General features: G+C 42.6%; 16 protein-coding genes. 9 read left to right on the top strand and 7 right to left on the bottom strand.

The annotated features are described in order from the left end of the window. Positions 1–139 precede the first annotated feature (139 nt). The 3 genes from dut to JFY49_RS03635 all read right to left on the bottom strand — a co-directional run bounded on the left by dut (position 140) and on the right by JFY49_RS03635 (position 3464). Complete coding sequence (gene dut, locus JFY49_RS03645; protein ID WP_166171142.1) at positions 140–592, bottom strand: dUTP diphosphatase; 453 nt, start codon at positions 590–592, stop codon at positions 140–142. Positions 593–643: 51 nt separating this feature from the next. Further along, positions 644–2683, bottom strand: a complete 2040-nt coding sequence (gene rep / locus JFY49_RS03640) for a DNA helicase Rep (RefSeq protein WP_200223827.1) — start codon at positions 2681–2683, stop codon at positions 644–646. A 127-nt stretch (positions 2684–2810) separates the two neighbouring features. Then, complete coding sequence (locus JFY49_RS03635) at positions 2811–3464, bottom strand: OmpA family protein (protein ID WP_200223826.1); 654 nt, start codon at positions 3462–3464, stop codon at positions 2811–2813. Positions 3465–3712: 248 nt separating this feature from the next. Between JFY49_RS03635 and JFY49_RS03630 the strand changes: the two genes are divergently transcribed. The 6 genes from JFY49_RS03630 to JFY49_RS03605 all read left to right on the top strand — a co-directional run bounded on the left by JFY49_RS03630 (position 3713) and on the right by JFY49_RS03605 (position 8245). Continuing rightward, positions 3713–4636: an acyltransferase gene (locus JFY49_RS03630; RefSeq protein WP_200223825.1), complete on the top strand. Its 924-nt coding sequence runs from the start codon at positions 3713–3715 to the stop codon at positions 4634–4636. A gap of 18 nt (positions 4637–4654) precedes the next feature. Then, entirely contained in the window at positions 4655–5707 is a 1053-nt protein-coding gene (locus JFY49_RS03625) for a preprotein translocase subunit SecA (protein WP_200223824.1), read from the top strand. A 122-nt stretch (positions 5708–5829) separates the two neighbouring features. After that, positions 5830–6561, top strand: a complete 732-nt coding sequence (minC, locus tag JFY49_RS03620; protein ID WP_200223823.1) for a septum site-determining protein MinC — start codon at positions 5830–5832, stop codon at positions 6559–6561. 66 nt (positions 6562–6627) lie between these two features. Further along, a complete protein-coding gene (gene minD / locus JFY49_RS03615) occupies positions 6628–7440 on the top strand; it encodes a septum site-determining protein MinD (protein ID WP_086196430.1) in 813 nt (270 codons plus the stop codon). A gap of 3 nt (positions 7441–7443) precedes the next feature. Further along, positions 7444–7716: a cell division topological specificity factor MinE gene (minE, locus tag JFY49_RS03610; RefSeq protein ID WP_086196431.1), complete on the top strand. Its 273-nt coding sequence runs from the start codon at positions 7444–7446 to the stop codon at positions 7714–7716. Between the two features lie 241 nt (positions 7717–7957). Further along, positions 7958–8245 (top strand): PA4642 family protein, encoded by a 288-nt coding sequence (locus JFY49_RS03605; protein WP_086196432.1) that lies wholly within the window; start codon positions 7958–7960, stop codon positions 8243–8245. A gap of 80 nt (positions 8246–8325) precedes the next feature. On the opposite strand, the gene JFY49_RS03600 is transcribed toward JFY49_RS03605, so the two are convergent. Continuing rightward, positions 8326–9228, bottom strand: coding sequence for an AEC family transporter (locus tag JFY49_RS03600; protein WP_200223822.1), 903 nt, complete (start codon positions 9226–9228; stop codon positions 8326–8328). Positions 9229–9381: 153 nt separating this feature from the next. Continuing rightward, positions 9382–12468 carry a DNA translocase FtsK gene (locus JFY49_RS03595; protein ID WP_200224787.1) on the bottom strand — a complete coding sequence of 1029 codons (3087 nt, stop codon included), beginning with the start codon at positions 12466–12468 and terminating at the stop codon, positions 9382–9384. A gap of 284 nt (positions 12469–12752) precedes the next feature. On the opposite strand from JFY49_RS03595, the gene trxB reads away from it, so the two are divergent. The 3 genes from trxB to JFY49_RS03580 all read left to right on the top strand — a co-directional run bounded on the left by trxB (position 12753) and on the right by JFY49_RS03580 (position 15390). Then, positions 12753–13709: a thioredoxin-disulfide reductase gene (gene trxB / locus JFY49_RS03590; RefSeq protein WP_180081831.1), complete on the top strand. Its 957-nt coding sequence runs from the start codon at positions 12753–12755 to the stop codon at positions 13707–13709. Between the two features lie 114 nt (positions 13710–13823). Next, the gene (aat, locus tag JFY49_RS03585; protein WP_200223820.1) at positions 13824–14555 is read left to right on the top strand and encodes a leucyl/phenylalanyl-tRNA--protein transferase; all 732 of its coding nucleotides are present in this window, start codon (positions 13824–13826) and stop codon (positions 14553–14555) included. Between the two features lie 19 nt (positions 14556–14574). Then, on the top strand, positions 14575–15390 hold the full coding sequence (locus JFY49_RS03580; protein WP_180043008.1) for an arginyltransferase: 816 nt from the start codon (positions 14575–14577) through the stop codon (positions 15388–15390). Between the two features lie 11 nt (positions 15391–15401). Here the strand turns inward: JFY49_RS03580 and rimI are convergent, their stop codons facing one another. Next, positions 15402–15860, bottom strand: coding sequence for a ribosomal protein S18-alanine N-acetyltransferase (gene rimI / locus JFY49_RS03575; RefSeq protein ID WP_200223818.1), 459 nt, complete (start codon positions 15858–15860; stop codon positions 15402–15404). 102 nt (positions 15861–15962) lie between these two features. Beyond that, positions 15963–16844, bottom strand: coding sequence for a metal-dependent hydrolase (locus JFY49_RS03570; protein WP_200223817.1), 882 nt, complete (start codon positions 16842–16844; stop codon positions 15963–15965). Positions 16845–17018: the final 174 nt, after the last annotated feature.

Here is a 17018-nt window from a genome sequence, read left to right as displayed (position 1 = left end):
TTGTTTATTTGTACTTTTTTATAAAAAAGCTAATAATTTTAAATAAAAGCCTGTTCAAATTAAAGAAAGAATAAAACCTGACACAAACAAATAATATTGTTTATGCATCAGGTTTTGTCATCTTTATGCTAAATCAAACTTAGCCTTTACCCGTATGGCCAAAACCACCAGCACCGCGTTCAGTCGCTTCAAATTCATTCACAATATCAAACTGCGCCTGGACAACAGGAACAAGTACATATTGTGCTAAACGTTCACCCGGTTGCAAGGTAAATGCTGTTTGGCTACGATTCCAAACCGATACCATCAACTCGCCTTGATAATCCGAATCAATCAGGCCGACCAGATTGCCTAAAACAATCCCATGTTTATGGCCCAGACCTGAACGCGGCAAAATTAAGCCAGCAAAATTTGTATCTTCAATATAAATAGCCAAACCGGTTTTCACCAATACTGTTTGACCCGGTTCAATGACAGTCGCTTCATCGACACAAGCACGCAAGTCCAAACCTGCTGAACCCGAAGTCGCATAGGTAGGCATCGGCCATTCATTGCCTAAACGTGTATCGAGTACTTTCACTTGAACTTTCATTTGTTTTTTCCTAATTGCATAGTTTAAATGTTGCATGGTTTAAATCGTGAATTAACGCTTGATTAGCGCGCGTAAATTTTCCAGATAATGCTGGGCTTGCAATTTTGGATCAATATTGCCTGCCAATTTTTTCTTGCGACCTAGCCATTCCAGTTCATCTTGCGGCAATTCATCCAGGAAGCGGCTTGGGGTCATCTGTTTCATCTGTCCGCCCGCTTTACGCTGCTCAGCCAAAGTAATGGTCAAACCTTGACGGGCACGGGTAATACCCACGTACATCAAACGGCGTTCTTCTTCCACGGTTTCGGCTGCAATCGAGTTTTTATGCGGCAGAATTTCTTCTTCTAGTCCAATCAGATAGACATAAGGAAATTCCAGACCTTTGGATGCATGCAAAGTCAATAAATTCACTTTATCGGTATCTTCTTCTTCCTGCTGCTGCTCCAGCATATCCAGCAGTACCATTTTACGAATCACGCTTTCAATATTCTTGTCATCCACATCTTCAGCGCGGTTAATCAGGCTCTGAATGCTGCTATACAGCACTTCAATATTATCTAGCTTGGTTTTTTCCTGTGCCGGTGTTGCTGCATTTTCTTTAAGATAATCAATATAGCCCGCTTCATGCATCATCTGGCGAATAATCGGCACAGGCTCATCATCATCGAGTAGATTACGGGTAAAGTTGGCAATAAAATCAGAAAATTCAGCCAGTTGTGTAGTGGCTTTTTTTGGCATCACCATGGTCAGGCGCTGATCACCTGCCGCGGCCAATAACGACAAATGATTTTCTTGAGCGAACAAGCCCAATTTTTCCAGTGTCACCGGACCAATGGCACGTTTAGGCGTATTAATAATCCGTAAAAATGCACTGTCATCTTCAGGGTTAATAATTAAACGCAAGTAACTCATGATGTCTTTAATTTCTGCACGTGCAAAGAAAGACTGGCCACCAGAAAGCTTGTAGGGAATCTGCATTTGACGCAGTTGTGTTTCTAAAATACGGGCCTGAAAATTACCACGATATAAAATCGCATAATCTTTCCAGTTTTTACCATTCATCAGCTTATGGGTAATTAAATCTTTCACCACGCGTTCTGATTCATCATCATCATTACGGCAGGTAATCACCCGAATTACCTCACCGTGGCCTTTATCAGACCAGAGTTTTTTATCAAAAATATGCGGGTTATTGCCAATGACCGTATTTGCAGCTTTCAAAATACGACTGGTCGAACGGTAATTTTGCTCTAATTTAATCACTTTTAAATTAGGAAAATCCTCTTTCAACAGCGCCATGTTTTCTGGTTTTGCACCACGCCATGCATAAATGGATTGGTCATCGTCACCTACGGCCGTAAATTGCCCCATCACGCCAACCAACAGTTTCACCAACATATACTGCGCCGTATTGGTGTCTTGATATTCGTCGACCAACAGATAACGAACACGATTTTGCCACTTATCCCGGACTTCGGCATTTTCTTGTAGTAAACGGGTTGGCATCACAATCAGGTCATCAAAGTCCACCGCATTATAGGCACGCAAGTTGCGCTCATAGAGTTGATATAAATGCGCAAACTGTACATCTTCGGCTGTTTCACAGGTGGTGTGAGCCTGTTCCGGTGGAATCAGGTCATTTTTCCAGTCCGAAATCATTTTCATTGCCTTGGCAATGAGTTCCTTACTTTCCGCACCCGACAAATTATCGCGGTGCATTAAATCCATCAGAATGCGCTTACAATCATCGGCATCCAAAATAGAAAAATTATTCTTTAACGGTGTATGTTTGAGTTCCAGTCGCAGCAAATTCAAACCAAAAGTATGGAATGTTGAAACAGACAAGCCTTTCGCTTCTTCACGAGATAATAATTTGCCCACACGCTCTTTCATCTCACGTGCGGCCTTATTGGTAAAGGTCATGGCGGTAATACGATGTGCCGGAATACCACAATTCTTAACCAGATGTGCGACTTTTCGAGTAATTACCGAGGTTTTACCTGAACCTGCCCCTGCAAGTACTAACAAGGGCCCTTGAGTGTATTTCATGGCTTCAAGTTGCTTGTCATTGAGTTGACTTGCCGACGACATAGTATTTCCTCGTATTGATTGGAGCTCGATTATAGTCATCTGTGCCAAACTTGCATAACCTAAAATACAGATTTGACATTCAAAAAAAAACCACCCGAAGGTGGTTTTCTCTGACTCAATAACTGAATTATTGAATTGCGTAGATGCTGATTTCTACACGGCGGTTTTGTTCACGACCCGATGCTGTATTGTTGTCAGCGATTGGGTTAGCAGCGCCTTGACCTTGAGCATTAATACGTGAAGTTGAAACGCCTTTAGAAGCCAAGTAGCTTGCTACTGACTGAGCACGCGCTTGAGACAATGGAATGTTGATAGAGTCATTACCAGTGCTGTCTGTATAACCAGTTACAAGAATACCGCTCTTGTTATCTTCAGTTAAAGTTTGCGCAACTTTATTCAAAGTAGTGTAGAAGTTAGGTTTGATATTTGATTTGTTGGTATCAAAAGTAATGTTACCCGGCATAATCAGGCCAACAGAACCATCCGGATTACGTGTAACATCTACACCAGTACCCGCCATTTGTTGACGTAATTTTTTCTCTTTATTGTCCAGATATACACCTGTTGCACCGCCTAATACAGCACCGATTGCTGCAGCACGGTTATTTTGAGCGCTTGTGTTTGCGTTACTTTTAGAAAGACCATAACCCGCAGCTGCACCCACTATTGCGCCAATTGCTGTTTTATCGTATTCCATACCGCCAATGTTGTTGCCAGTTGTTTGACAGCCTGATAGTGCCAATGCCCCTGCTACTGCTGCTGAAATGACTAGTGCACGCATCGCATGCCTCCTTCTTGTGTTTTATCGTATGCTGGAATAATGAATTAAAAAAAATCGGCATACCATTGATTTTTTGTAAATAACCCATTTATTAGTTACATTTTGTAATATTTCAGCTGAGTGTCAAGAATAACTTCAGCACAATTTCTCCATACTTGTATGAATAGACTTTTTTATTTTAAATTCTACAATTATATTGAATACTGAATAAAAACATTTGATGATTTTCTTTTAAGGCCTTTTTTTATATGTCATCTCAAAATACCAAGCAACCGATATTAAAAAAAATATCTCGCGGGCTTACTGTCGGATCGGTCATTACTGGAAGCACTTTTTTTCATGGACCACCTGTACTCGCTTTGGGATTAACCAAACTCATTAAAAAATCACGTAAAGTAGACGAAACCAACATTCAAATTACCAACAGCTGGCTCAGTGTCAATAATTGGCTGATCGACCATGTATTGCCCAACTTAAAGTGGGATATCACGATTGAGAAAGGTTTAGAGCTCAGTATGCAAGGCCGTTACCTGATGACCTGTAACCATCAAAGCTGGGTGGATACTACGGTAAATCAATACTTTGGTTTAACCCGCATGCCACTTACCCGTTTTTTTACCAAGTGGGAGCTGATCTTTATTCCTTTCGTCGGGCAAGCCTTTAAAATTTTGGGCTTCCCGATGATGAAGCGCCATAGCAAGGAACAGATTGCAAAAAATCCGGAACTTAAAACCCGTGATATGGAAGAATCGCGTAAAGCCTGTGAACAGTTATTAAGTCAACCGTTTACCTTATTGAACTATTTGGAAGGTACGCGCTTTACGCCAGAGAAACATGCACAGCAGCAATCACCTTATAAGCATTTACTCAAACCTAAAGCGGGTGGCTTAGCCTTGGCCCTCAACATTTTAGGTGACAAAATTGATGCGCTGGTCGACATGACTATTGTTTATCCGGATGGTGTCCCAGGTTATGGCGATTTCTGGCTAGGAGAGGTCAATCGCATTGCGGTGAATTTGCGTAAAATCGAGATTCCAGACTGGGTATTAGGTGGTAATTATGAAGATGATGCTGAATATCGTGAACGTTTTCAGCAATGGGTTCATGCGCTATGGACTGAAAAAGACCAGCTGATCGAACGCATGCAGCAAGAGTTGGCAGCAAAAGCTTAAGCACACGCAAGGAAGAAAATGAAGCAAGACGACCAGATCACATCCCCCACCTTTTCTTTTGTAAAAAAAGGCACTTGGGGATGGAAAGTCGCACTGGGCTATGACATTTTTATGATGATTCTGATCATCATCAACCTGTTCTGTCTTAGTGCCAATGCCATTCTGATGAGTGATTTTGGCGGCTGGCTGTTTGACTTCATTCATCTTCCTGAACTGTTACAGTTTTACCGTAACTCATTGCGTCCCTGGGTCATCATTACCGAAAGCTGGTTTACCAGTTTTCTGGTCATTGAACTGCTGGCCCGCTGGGTAATTGCGGTCATTGGGCAACATCATAAGCGCTGGTTTTTCTTTCCCTTTATTCACTGGTACGAAATTCTCTCCATTATTCCGCAGCTGCGTTTCTTACGTTTATTACGTGCCGGGGCCATCGGCTACAACCTGCACCAGCATGGTTATAAAGTCATTCCGGACGCTTGGTATCGGCGGGCTAAATTCTATTACCACATGGTGCTTGAAGAACTCACCAGCCGTATTGTACTTACGGTCTTAGATGGCATAAAACGTGAGCTCTCTACCAGTACCACACATAAAAAACTGATTGAAGATCTGGTTGCCCATCACCGTGATATGTTTGCCGCTGCCCTGGCGGATATTTTGCAAGAGTCTTTAGGCAAAGAGCTGCAAGCGCAAAAAATCATGATTGCCGAAAATGTCGGCGACATTGTCAATCGTGCCATTGAAGATACCCCTGAACTGACCCAATTATTGCGCCTGATTCCGATTGTGGGGGGACGCATCGAGCAACAAATCCAGAGCATTGGACAACGTTTGGGAGAAAATATTACGCTAGGGCTGATTGAACCTTTTGCATACGGTCATAAAAATGAAAAAAATCTGGCATATTTAGAAATTTCAAATAAAATCAGTCAAATACAATTTGAAAATAATACCTATGTGGAAAACCTGGTGGAATCGGCTGTTTTTGAGAGTTTAGAAGCCATTCGCAAACAGGTAAAAGTAAAACAATGGCAACAAATCCTGGAACAGCATGATCAAGTTAAAGAATGATCATGAGATTAAAAATATTGAAAACGTGGCTAGAGAAAAGCTGCAATTTGTTCTAGCATTTGCTCTATTTACAACATCACTTCGACATAAAATTAATGAGTCAGAAGTCTTAAGGAATAATTATGGCTGATATACGGATTACAGGCAGAATGGTTAATTTTACCCGATTAACTTTTGACACCAATGATCACAATGCAATCCGCCAGCAATTAACTCAAATGCTCCAAGAAACTGCTTCTCATGGCACGCTGGTCATTATTGACAGCACGGTAGAACAGGAACTGATTGCACTGATTCAGCTATTGATCAGTCTGGATCTACAGCCGATGGGCGTGATTGACGGTATTCTTTCCGATGAAGCCCGGGCCATTCAGTTTCCTATTCTGCCCGCAGACAACAAACCCTTACAGCGTATTAAAGCGACCAAAGAACAAGTGGTTGAGGCCAAACCTGAAGCTGACTCTGCCCTGCCCCAAGATGCTGAAGAAGAGCCCGTCAAACCAAGTCGTGTCATCAGCCATGTGACATCTTATCACGATGAAATTTTGCGCACCGGTCAATGCCTGGTTCAGGATCATGGCGATATTATTCTTAACGCCGGAATCAATAGCGGCTCTGAAGTCATTGCTTCAGGAAATATACATATTTATGGTAGCGCACGTGGTAGAGTCATCGCCGGCGCAGGCGGGAATGGTGCAGCGCGTATTTTCTGTCATTCACTGGAAGCAGAACTGGTATCGATTGCAGGGACATATTGTGTGGCAGATGACATTCCACAACATGTCCTGAAAAAATCTGTCCATATTTACTTGAATGATCATCAAGAACTTGTCTTTGAAGTTCTCGAGTTTTAATGTATAAATAAACACCAAAAGCCCCATATTTAAAAAGGGGTTTGAACCATAACAGGAGTGGATTCGGTGGCGAAAATTGTTGTCGTAACATCAGGCAAAGGTGGTGTAGGTAAAACTACTACAAGTGCATCTTTTGCAACAGGTTTAGCCCTTCGTGGTCACAAAACTGTTGTGATCGATTTTGACGTGGGTTTACGTAACCTTGATTTAATTATGGGTTGTGAACGTCGCGTTGTTTATGATTTTGTGAATGTATTGAATAACGAAGCGCGTCTTCAACAAGCACTTATTCGTGACAAAGATATTGAAAATTTATATATTTTGCCTGCATCACAGACCCGTGACAAAGATGCCTTGACCGATGAAGGTGTTGCACGCGTTATGGATGAACTTTCTCAAGAGTTTGATTATATTATTTGTGATTCGCCTGCAGGGATTGAACGTGGTGCCATCATGGCCATGTATCATGCAGATGAAGCGATCATTGTGACCAACCCGGAAATTTCCTCTGTACGTGACTCTGACCGTATTATTGGTATGCTGGACAGCAAAACCAAAAAGGTAGAACAGAACGAAGGTCGCATCCGTAAGCATCTTTGTATTACACGTTTCAACCCTGAACGTGCCGATAAACAAGAAATGTTAACCATTGACGATATTTCTAAAGATATCTTACGTGTCCCTACACTAGGTGTGATTCCTGAATGTAAGAGCGTACTGCAAGCGTCTAATGAAGGTAAACCGGTTATTCTGTTTACTGAAGAAGCTGCAGGTCAGGCTTATGATGACCTTGTAGCGCGCTTTTTGGGTGAAGAACGTCCTTACCGTCATATTGAAGTCAAACCTAAAGGCTGGTTAGCAAGACTATTTGGAGCGTAAGAAATGGCAGGATTCTGGAGTAAACTTTTTAGTAGTGAGGATAAACCATCAAGTGCACAGACTGCTAAAGATCGCTTAAAAGTCATTGTCGCCTCTGAACAGGGTCTAGGCAAACGCTTAAGTCAGGAAAAGATTGACCTCATGAAGAAAGAAATCATGCAGGTAGTCAACCGCTATGTCCGTGGTGTAGATGAACAACACATTCAAATGTCGGTTCGTTCTGAAGCCAATATTGAAATGTTAGAAATGAATATCAATTTGCCTGAAGAGCGATAATCTGATTTCTGATTAGTCAAGCAAATTGAATCAAGGCAAAATATGAGCCTGAACAAAGCACTGCTTTGTTCAGGCGCAAGACGAGAAGCTTTGCTTCGAAGTGCCTGAACGATTTAGGTACTGCCTTAGTCAGCCGAAAGACGAGAAGCTGTGCTTCAAGTTGGCAAGGTCGAGCAAAACCGCTTTGTCTAGCCTCATATTTTGCCTTTTTTATTTTAATCAGTATACCAAGGAGATTGCGATGGCATTATCTCAGCCAGCAACGTTCAATGAAGAATGGTCAGATGAGCGTGTATTTGCCTACTTAACCCAGCTACCTCCTGCAGGCGTTAATGCTGATTTTCATGTGCTTTATCATGCATTCAAGCACATGCGTCCAAATGATTATGAGCGTTTACTGACTCAATTCGTTGCCGATGGCCGTGATGTCAATGCCACCAATCCTGAAGGTCAACGCATTCATGATGTGATTGCACAGTACCCGCGTCAAAGCGAAGGCTTTCTGGAAGTGCTTGCCAAGTTTGCTTAAGTAAAACATAAAAAGCCTGGCCGTTTGCATAGAACAGCCAGGCTTTTTTTATCAAAATAATTTTCTTTTAAGCCTTTATTTTAAGGCAACAATAGCATCAATGCCGGAAAAGTCACCGCAAAACAGAGTGTCTGCAAACTAATTACAGCCGCCATTAATCGATGATCACCCTGATATACCCGCGTTAAAATATAGGCGGCTGAAGCTGTTGGCAAACTAAAAAATACCACTAAAATCATGCGTTCTAAATAACTTAAATCAAAAGCCTGGCATACGGCAAATGCCAAAATGGGCATGATGAGCAAACGCCCAAACACATTCATCAATAAACGATAGATATTGGTTTTAAACTGATCAAATTGCAATGCTGCCCCCACTGACAGCAAACCCAAAGGTAAGCTCATTGCAGCGAGTAATTTCACAAGTTGCCCTATCCCATCAATTAAGGGCAGATTCAGTAGATTGAAACCTACGCCAACAATACAGCCGAGAATTAATGGATTTCTTGTAATCGAAATAACTGTTTTTCCAAGTGTGTTCCAGCTCAAACTGGATAATGCCAGTACCGACAAGATATTGACCAAAGGGATCGCGATAGCGATTAGCATGGCAAACATTTGCATGCCTTTCGGCCCAAATAAAGATGCCATGAGCGACAGGCCGATATAAGTATTAAAACGTACCTGGCTTTGCATATACACGCCGAAACGCTGTACCGGAATGTTATAGATTTTTTTAACCAGAAAAAGAGCCATAGCTGCCAGCAAAATTACCAGAATCAAGATTCCCAGCATGCTCGATACAGTAGCCATCTCCAGCTCGACATGAGATAAATTCAAAAAGAGCAAGCTAGGAAACAAGATAAAATAATTGAGCTTTTCCGAGTTTCCCCAAAATTCATCTGTGACAAAACGCGTCTGTTTAAGTAGATATCCCATTGCAATCAAAATGATCAATGGAAATAGCGCCATGACAATATTCATGCTCTATCTGTATCCTTAATGAAATATTTCAGTCTTTCCCTGAGCTGCATGATACTTTTGTTTTTCATGAATATTCACTTAATTTACCTGATATCGTCCAATTGTGCTCAAGAAAAAGGCCTGCATTTGCAGGCCCTTGGAAGATATTTACACTTAAATTAAAATATCACGTTTACCGTTGGCACCCATACCGCTAACAATGCCATTTTCTTCCATCTGGTCAATAATACGTGCAGCACGGTTATAACCCAGGCTAAACTTGCGCTGTAGCGAAGACGTGGATGCCTTACGGGTTTCCAGCACAAAAGATACACATTGATCATAAAGCGCATCACGGTCCGAACCACCCTCACCATCCTCAAAGCCGCGGCTACTTGGCTCTTCATCAAATGGCGTTAAGATTTCATCGACATAGTTTGGTGCGCCACGTTCACGCCATGCATCACAGATACGGTTCACTTCGTCATCGGCAATAAAGGCACCGTGCACACGTTCCGGTTCAATCTTGCCTGGGCCGAGAAACAGCATGTCACCATGACCTAACAAGTCTTCTGCACCACCGGCATCCAGGATGGTACGCGAGTCAATTTTCGAGTTCACACGCAATGCTACACGGGTTGGAATATTAGCTTTAATCAAACCGGTGATCACATCCACTGATGGACGCTGTGTCGCAAGTAACAGGTGAATACCGGCAGCACGAGATTTCTGCGCCAAACGGGTAATCATTTCTTCGGCTTTTTTACCCACTTGCATGATCATATCGGCGAATTCGTCCGCCACAATGACAATAGATGGCAATGGAGTCAGACGCGGTGCACGTTCACCAACAACCGATTCGCTGGCTTTCCAGGTCGGGTCAAACAGTTCTTCACCATTGGCAATCGCTTCTTCAACCTTACGGTTATAGTCGCTCAACTTACGGATTTTCAGGAAAGACATCAGCTTATAGCGACGTTCCATTTCATTGACACACCAGTTTAAAGCGCTGACTGCATCTTTCATGTCGGTCACGACTGGCGTGAGCAAATGCGGAATATCGTTATAGTTGGCCAGTTCCAGCTGTTTCGGGTCAATCAGGATCAGACGCAGCTGATCAGGAGTATACTTCAGCAACATCGATAGAATCATCGAGTTCACCGCAACCGATTTACCAGAACCCGTTGTACCGGCAACCAGCATATGCGGAGCTTTACCCAGTTCGGTAATCACAGGATTACCCGAGATATCTTTACCCATGGCCATGGAAAGAATGCCATCCGGATCATTGAATTTTTGAATCTGTACCAGCTCAATCAAGCGAACCATTTCACGGCTACTGTTCGGCACTTCAATACCGATATAAGGTTTACCAGGAATGACCTCGACTACACGTACCGATGCCATTGACATTGAACGCGCCAAGTCACGTGAAATATTGGTCACTTTAGAGGCTTTTACCCCCGGTGCCAAATCCAGCTCAAAACGTGTCACCACAGGGCCAGGCTGTGCTTCTATCACTTTGGCTTTCACATTAAACTCTTGCAGTTTAATTTCAAGTAACTCGGATAAACGTGCCAATTGCTCGGCAGTGAAATTCACCTTCTTGTTAGGGTCAACCTCATCCAGCAGCTCCAGACCTGGCAATGGCGGCAAATCACGACGTTTTTGCGCCACCTGCATGGAACGAGACATCGGACGACCCATGGCATCGGTTAAAGGGGCATCCAGATCAAAATCATCTTCATCCAATTCAAGCTCGTCGACAGGTTTTCCAGCCGTTTCCTGCCAAACTTCACGGAAGGCATCTTTGTTGGCAGCAATCAACGCCTTTTCATCTTCAGAAATGGTGGATTGCGGCTGCAATTGAGTATTGATTTCTGCACGCACAAAGGCTGAAGATTGAGCATAACTACTCGTAGTACGTGCCACAGGCGCTGCTGGCTCCAAGTGGTCCACTGGTAAATTATCTATTGGTAAATCATCTACCAACAGATCATCCAGATCATCAAACTCGTCATCCAATGCGCTATTTTTAGGCGTATTATGATTCAGTGATGGCGATACCGTGATACTTGCAGATGCTGTCAGAATTTTTTCTTCAGGGATGACTACTGCTGGTTCTGGATTCACAGAATTAAATGGCGTATGTACATCTGTTGCCGTTTTTCCACCCGGCACAGCTGCAAGCAATTCATCAAAAATTTCGTCATCATCCCAATCCAGATTTTGCTTCGAGGTCTGCGGAGTCGTTGCTGCAGGTTGCTCATCAACAAATGCCTGAAAATGGTCATGTGGTGTATGGGGTCCAGATTCTTCAGCCGCTTTTAACAGTGCATCAATATCTTGGTTATGATTTTGATTTTCATCTGCATGTAATGCACGCCACACTTCACCTGTCGCCACAACACGATGCGTATTTTGTTCCAGACGATGGGCTTTTTCTAGAATTTGTTCAAATTCTGCCTCATCTTCATCATCCACCAGTTGTTGCTGCGCACACTGCTCTTTTTCAACCATGTCATCGAACAGGCGCTCTGCAGCCGGATCACGAACGACTGGTGACAATTCTACTTCCTTATGTTCGGCTACTACTGTTACTTTTTCTGTGGCTGTTTTTTGTTTGTTATTTACCAATGATTTTTTGACTTCAGGATTGGTCCGGTCAAATGCAGATTCGGCTTCAGGCACATTTTTATAAAATAAGTCTTGTAAATAAGCAGGTGTCGCCTTAAGCGTAACCCAGGTTTTGTTCCACTTCACCCCAAATGCAAAGGTGAATAAAACCAGCCAAAACAGCAGTAGAAAAGTGGTTGCACCATAAATGGTTAAAATCTGGGTAAGACTTTGCCCCAACTCATAGCCAATGATCCCGCCCGACGAATTATCCAGCGTATCTGCAGGCACTTGCCAATACAGATACAACAGACTTGCTGTCGCCAGTAAAATAAAGAACTGTGCAGCATAGCGAAAAGGTTTATTCAAAAAGCTATACGGCCACCAGACCTGAATTGCCTCAACGAAGAGAAAAACTGGAATGAGCAAACTTGCCCAGCCTAAGAAACCGAACAGTAAATCTGCAATCCACGCCCCGGCAACTCCGCTGGCATTCGATACATGCTGGGTATCACTGGAAATGTGCATCCAGCCCGGATCAAAAGGCGTATAGGTCACTGTTGCAAGGAATAAATAAATTCCAAATGAAACTAAAAATAATGTCTTTATTAAGCGCTGTGCATAAACACTCGACACCGCAGTCATATACTGTCCTGTAACCAATTTTTCATTCATGTTTTTGTAAGAAACTAAGACAAAATAGTTTCACAATAAACGCGTATTATGCACCTGTTCCACAAAAAAAGATGCAATATTATGTAGTGGCTGCTGCTTAGAAATATACCAGATTGAGTATCTAGCACAGCACTGTTGTTCTATATAGCTCAAATCGATTTGTATGATCAATAATATCGACTTTAATCGCACACCACTGTTATACAGTTTCACGTATAATTCCACAAATTTCTAAATAAAAAAGGATGCAGCGGATGAGCGCACGTCACTCAAGACTGATTATTTTAGGTTCGGGTCCTGCTGGCTATAGCGCAGCGGTCTATGCAGCGCGTGCAAACTTGAAGCCAACCCTGATTGCAGGCTTGCAACTGGGTGGACAACTCACTACAACCACTGAAGTAGATAACTGGCCGGGTGATCCTGAAGGTCTGACCGGTCCTGCGCTAATGGAACGCATGCAGGCACATGCGGAACGTTTTGGCACCGACATTGTCTATGATCATATCAACGAAGTTGATTTAAGCGTTCGCCCATTTGTGCTGAAAGGTGATATGGAAGAATTTACCTGTGATGCTCTCATCATTGCCACTGGTGCGACAGCGCAGTATTTAGGTCTTGAGTCTGAAGCTGCATTTATGGGTCAAGGGGTAAGTGCATGTGCAACCTGTGATGGTTTCTTCTATAAAAACCAGAAAGTGATGGTGGTCGGTGGTGGTAACACTGCTGTAGAAGAAGCACTTTATCTTTCTAATATTGCTTCGCATGTGACTCTGGTTCATCGCCGTGATTTCTTGCGTTCTGAAAAAATCCTTCAAGATCATATTTTTGCTAAAGAAAAAGAAGGCAAAATCAGTATTATCTGGAATCATCAGGTCGAAGAAGTTCTGGGCGATGCAAAATCTGGCGTAACTTCTGTTCGTTTAAAATCAACCCAAGACGATTCAACACAAGACGTTGAAGTGACCGGGATGTTTGTTGCCATCGGTCACAAACCAAACAGTGCAATGTTCGAAGGTCAGTTGAACTTACGTGACGGTTATATCCAGGTCCAAAGTGGTACGGCGGGTAATGCAACTGCGACTTCTGTTGCGGGTGTCTTCGCTGCTGGCGACATCGCTGATAGCGTTTACCGTCAAGCCATTACATCAGCAGGTTCAGGCTGTATGGCTGCGTTAGATGCCGAGAAATATCTAGATGCTTTGGCTGACTGATTTAAATAAATCAATTCAACTCAAAAAAACCGTCCTCTTTGGGCGGTTTTTTTTTGTATGATAAAAATCATAAATGTTTATTGCCAGTTACTTTTCTCGTTCAGGCTGAATCCCATGCATCCATTAGCTCCCTCAGAATTCATTTTTCCCGACCCCATCGAGGCTGATCCCGATGGCCAGGGACTAATCTGCATCGGTGCTGACCTCTCCCCTTCTACACTTTTTGAAGCCTACACCCATGGCTTATTCCCCTGGTTTTCTGAAGGTGAACCGATCTGCTGGTGGAGTCCGGAACCACGATGCATTATCCGTCCGCAGGATTATCATCCGAGTAAGTCATTAATTCGAAACATGAAAAAGTTTGATTATCAAATCACGGTCAATCAGGCTTTTGAACGGGTCATCCGCTCTTGTGCCCTGCCGCGCAGCTATGCCGATGACACCTGGATTTCGGAAGACATTATTGAGGGATATTGTCAGCTGTTTGAAGCTGGTTATGGCTATAGTATTGAGGTATGGGATGAAGGCAAAGTCGTTGGTGGATTGTATGGCGTGACCATTGGACACGGCTGTTTTGGTGAGTCGATGTTTAGCACGCAAACTGATGTCTCAAAAATGGCGTTTTATACTTTAATGCTGATTGGACAGGAAAATAATTTGTCCTGGATTGACTGTCAATTGGTCAATGATCATCTACTCAGCCTGGGGGCCTGTACACTTTCTCGCCAAGCATATCTTAATTCGTTACAAGATGTTGTAAAACAGTCCGCTATCGATTGGAAAAAATATCAAGAGGGTGTATTTTCAAGTAAAACAATAGCGCAAAAAGCGCGTTTAATGGAATGAAAATAAAAGAGGGATTGCCATGAATTCATATCACCCAAAGTCCCTGCTCAATGATTTACAGTATTACATTACGCCACCGCATAACTGTAGTTATCTGGAACAAAAATCGGCACGTATGGTCTTTTTAGATCCTGCCCATCGCATTGACGTGGTCAGCCTGTCTGAACTTTCACGTCTGGGGTTTCGTCGTAGTGGCGATTTTGTCTATCGTCCTGAATGCCATCTCTGCCGTCAATGTTTATCTTGCCGCGTACCTGTTTCCGAATTTGAAATGAACAATGCGCAAAAGAAGGCATGGAAACGCAATCAGGATCTGACGGTCAAAATTACCCGCACAGCCGATGCTTCCAACATTCATTATCAGCTCTATGAACGCTACATCAATGAACGTCATGCTGATGGTGATATGTTCCCACCAAGTCTGGACCAATTCGAAAAATTTTTAGTACATAGCTGTACGGACAGTTTCTTTATCGAATTCTGGAAAGATGACAAACTGCTGGCTGTTTCCAGCTGCGATCCGCTAGATGATGGAATTTCTGCGGTCTATACCTTCTTTGATCCTGATGAAAGTCGCCGTTCACTAGGGGTTTTTGCCGTACTCAAACAGATTGAACATGTCAGAGCTTTAAGTTTGCCTTATGTCTATCTCGGTTATTGGGTTCCGCATTCCGATAAAATGAACTATAAATCGCAATATGTACCTTTGGAACTGTTGATTGATGGGCAATGGCGACGCTTAAACCGCTTGCTGAACCCTGAAGAAATTCAGCAATTGGGCAACTCCCTGATGACGACATTACCTTCGGGCTGGAACAACCCCATCATCAAGTAATGTCACCATTCCTATTTAAACAAACTTGCAAAATCATCTGTGCATGCTTTCACCATAATGATGGCATGCTCTTTTGATCCATCCGGATTTGGATAATAATTTTTACGTAAATCGATTTGATGAAAATCTGCTTTTTCATACAACTTGATTGCAGGAGTGTTAGACTCCCGTACTTCTAGAAAAATTTGTACGGGATTATTTTTCAGCATAGCAAGCGATGCATCCAGTAGCTTAAAACCTAGACCTTTGCCCTGCTGAGATGGATCAATCGCCATCAACAGCAAATTCGCTTCATCCAGCACAGGTTGTAAAATACAAAATCCAACCACCTGACCATTTTGTTCAATCACTGTGCTCTGATAACTACTGACAGCTTCTTCAAACTGTTTAACGGTCCAGGGATGGCTTTGGACCAATCTTTCAATCTTTGCTACAGTCAATACATCCGCAGCTTGCATCAAACGAATCATCTTCGTTCATCTTATATAAAATTAACCCTCGCATTATAAAAACTTTGTGATAAAAATCGAGTAAAAAAAAGAGCGATCATTATCGCTCTCTCATTTTTCAGCTTAAAAGGCTAATTTAGCCTTCCATTTTTCCAGTAAACCATGGGTATCGACATCATTCGGATGGAAACCTGGCTTGAAATACAACAACATTTCCTTGCCCATACCGGTAATCACGCCTTTAGATGGACTATAGGCATAGCTATAAATCTCCTGCAGTGAATCAAGGTTAAGCTGTTGATCCTGCTTTAAAAGACGTGCAAGGAAATAACTTTGTACGATAAATAAAGTGGCCATTGCAATCACCAATGAAGAAGTGCGCAGAGCATATGACTTCAATCCCTTACCAAAGACTTCTTCGAATACATCATATGCCACTGCTTTATGTTCATTTTCTTCAATTGCATGCCACATCCACATCGTTTTCATGGTTTCATCGGTCATGAGTTCCTGGATATGGGCATTGCTTAAAAGCTGCGATGCTATGGTCGCAGTAAAATGCTCAAGTGCCGTGGTTGCAGTCAAATCCACCATTTCCTGAGTAATACCCACAGGTTTAGCTATTTTCGCCATCAATTTACGTGTGGTCTGAATCACTTTATCAGTATAGCGATCTAAGGTCTCCACATCATGCCCATATCTTTGTGCTGATGCATTAAAAGCTACATGTTCCTGGGTATGCATAGCTTCCTGGCCAATAAAAGCGGAGATTTCCTTTTGTAACTCTACATTATCTTTTAAGGCAGGATGATGACGTACGGCACGAACACTGTCGATAAAAAATTTTTCGCCTGCAGGAAATAACGCTGATAGCGCTGTCATAAAGTGTGTCAACCCGGCTGAACCATTCATCCAGTATTCCGGGACGTGTTCAAAATCAAAGTTCATGCGGCGTACAGGAAAACTCGCACCAGCACGATTGCTCATATTGACCTTTGCATTCATGATGCTTTACTCCTATCTAGCAATGATATAATTAGATTCACTTTTGTTTTTCTTGATTGTTATATTACGTGTTTAAAAACTTGCTATAAGTGCAGATAGGGTCATGAAAATATCAGTTTAGGACATGAGGAAAAATAAAGCAGTGCTTTATTGCGATGTAAGGAATAGGACAAT

The sequence above is a fragment of the Acinetobacter sp. CS-2 genome, assembly GCF_016599715.1.
Classification (GTDB): Bacteria; Pseudomonadota; Gammaproteobacteria; order Pseudomonadales; family Moraxellaceae; genus Acinetobacter.
Note: the sequence above shows the minus strand (reverse complement) of the source record. Positions and strands in the feature narration are given on the sequence as shown.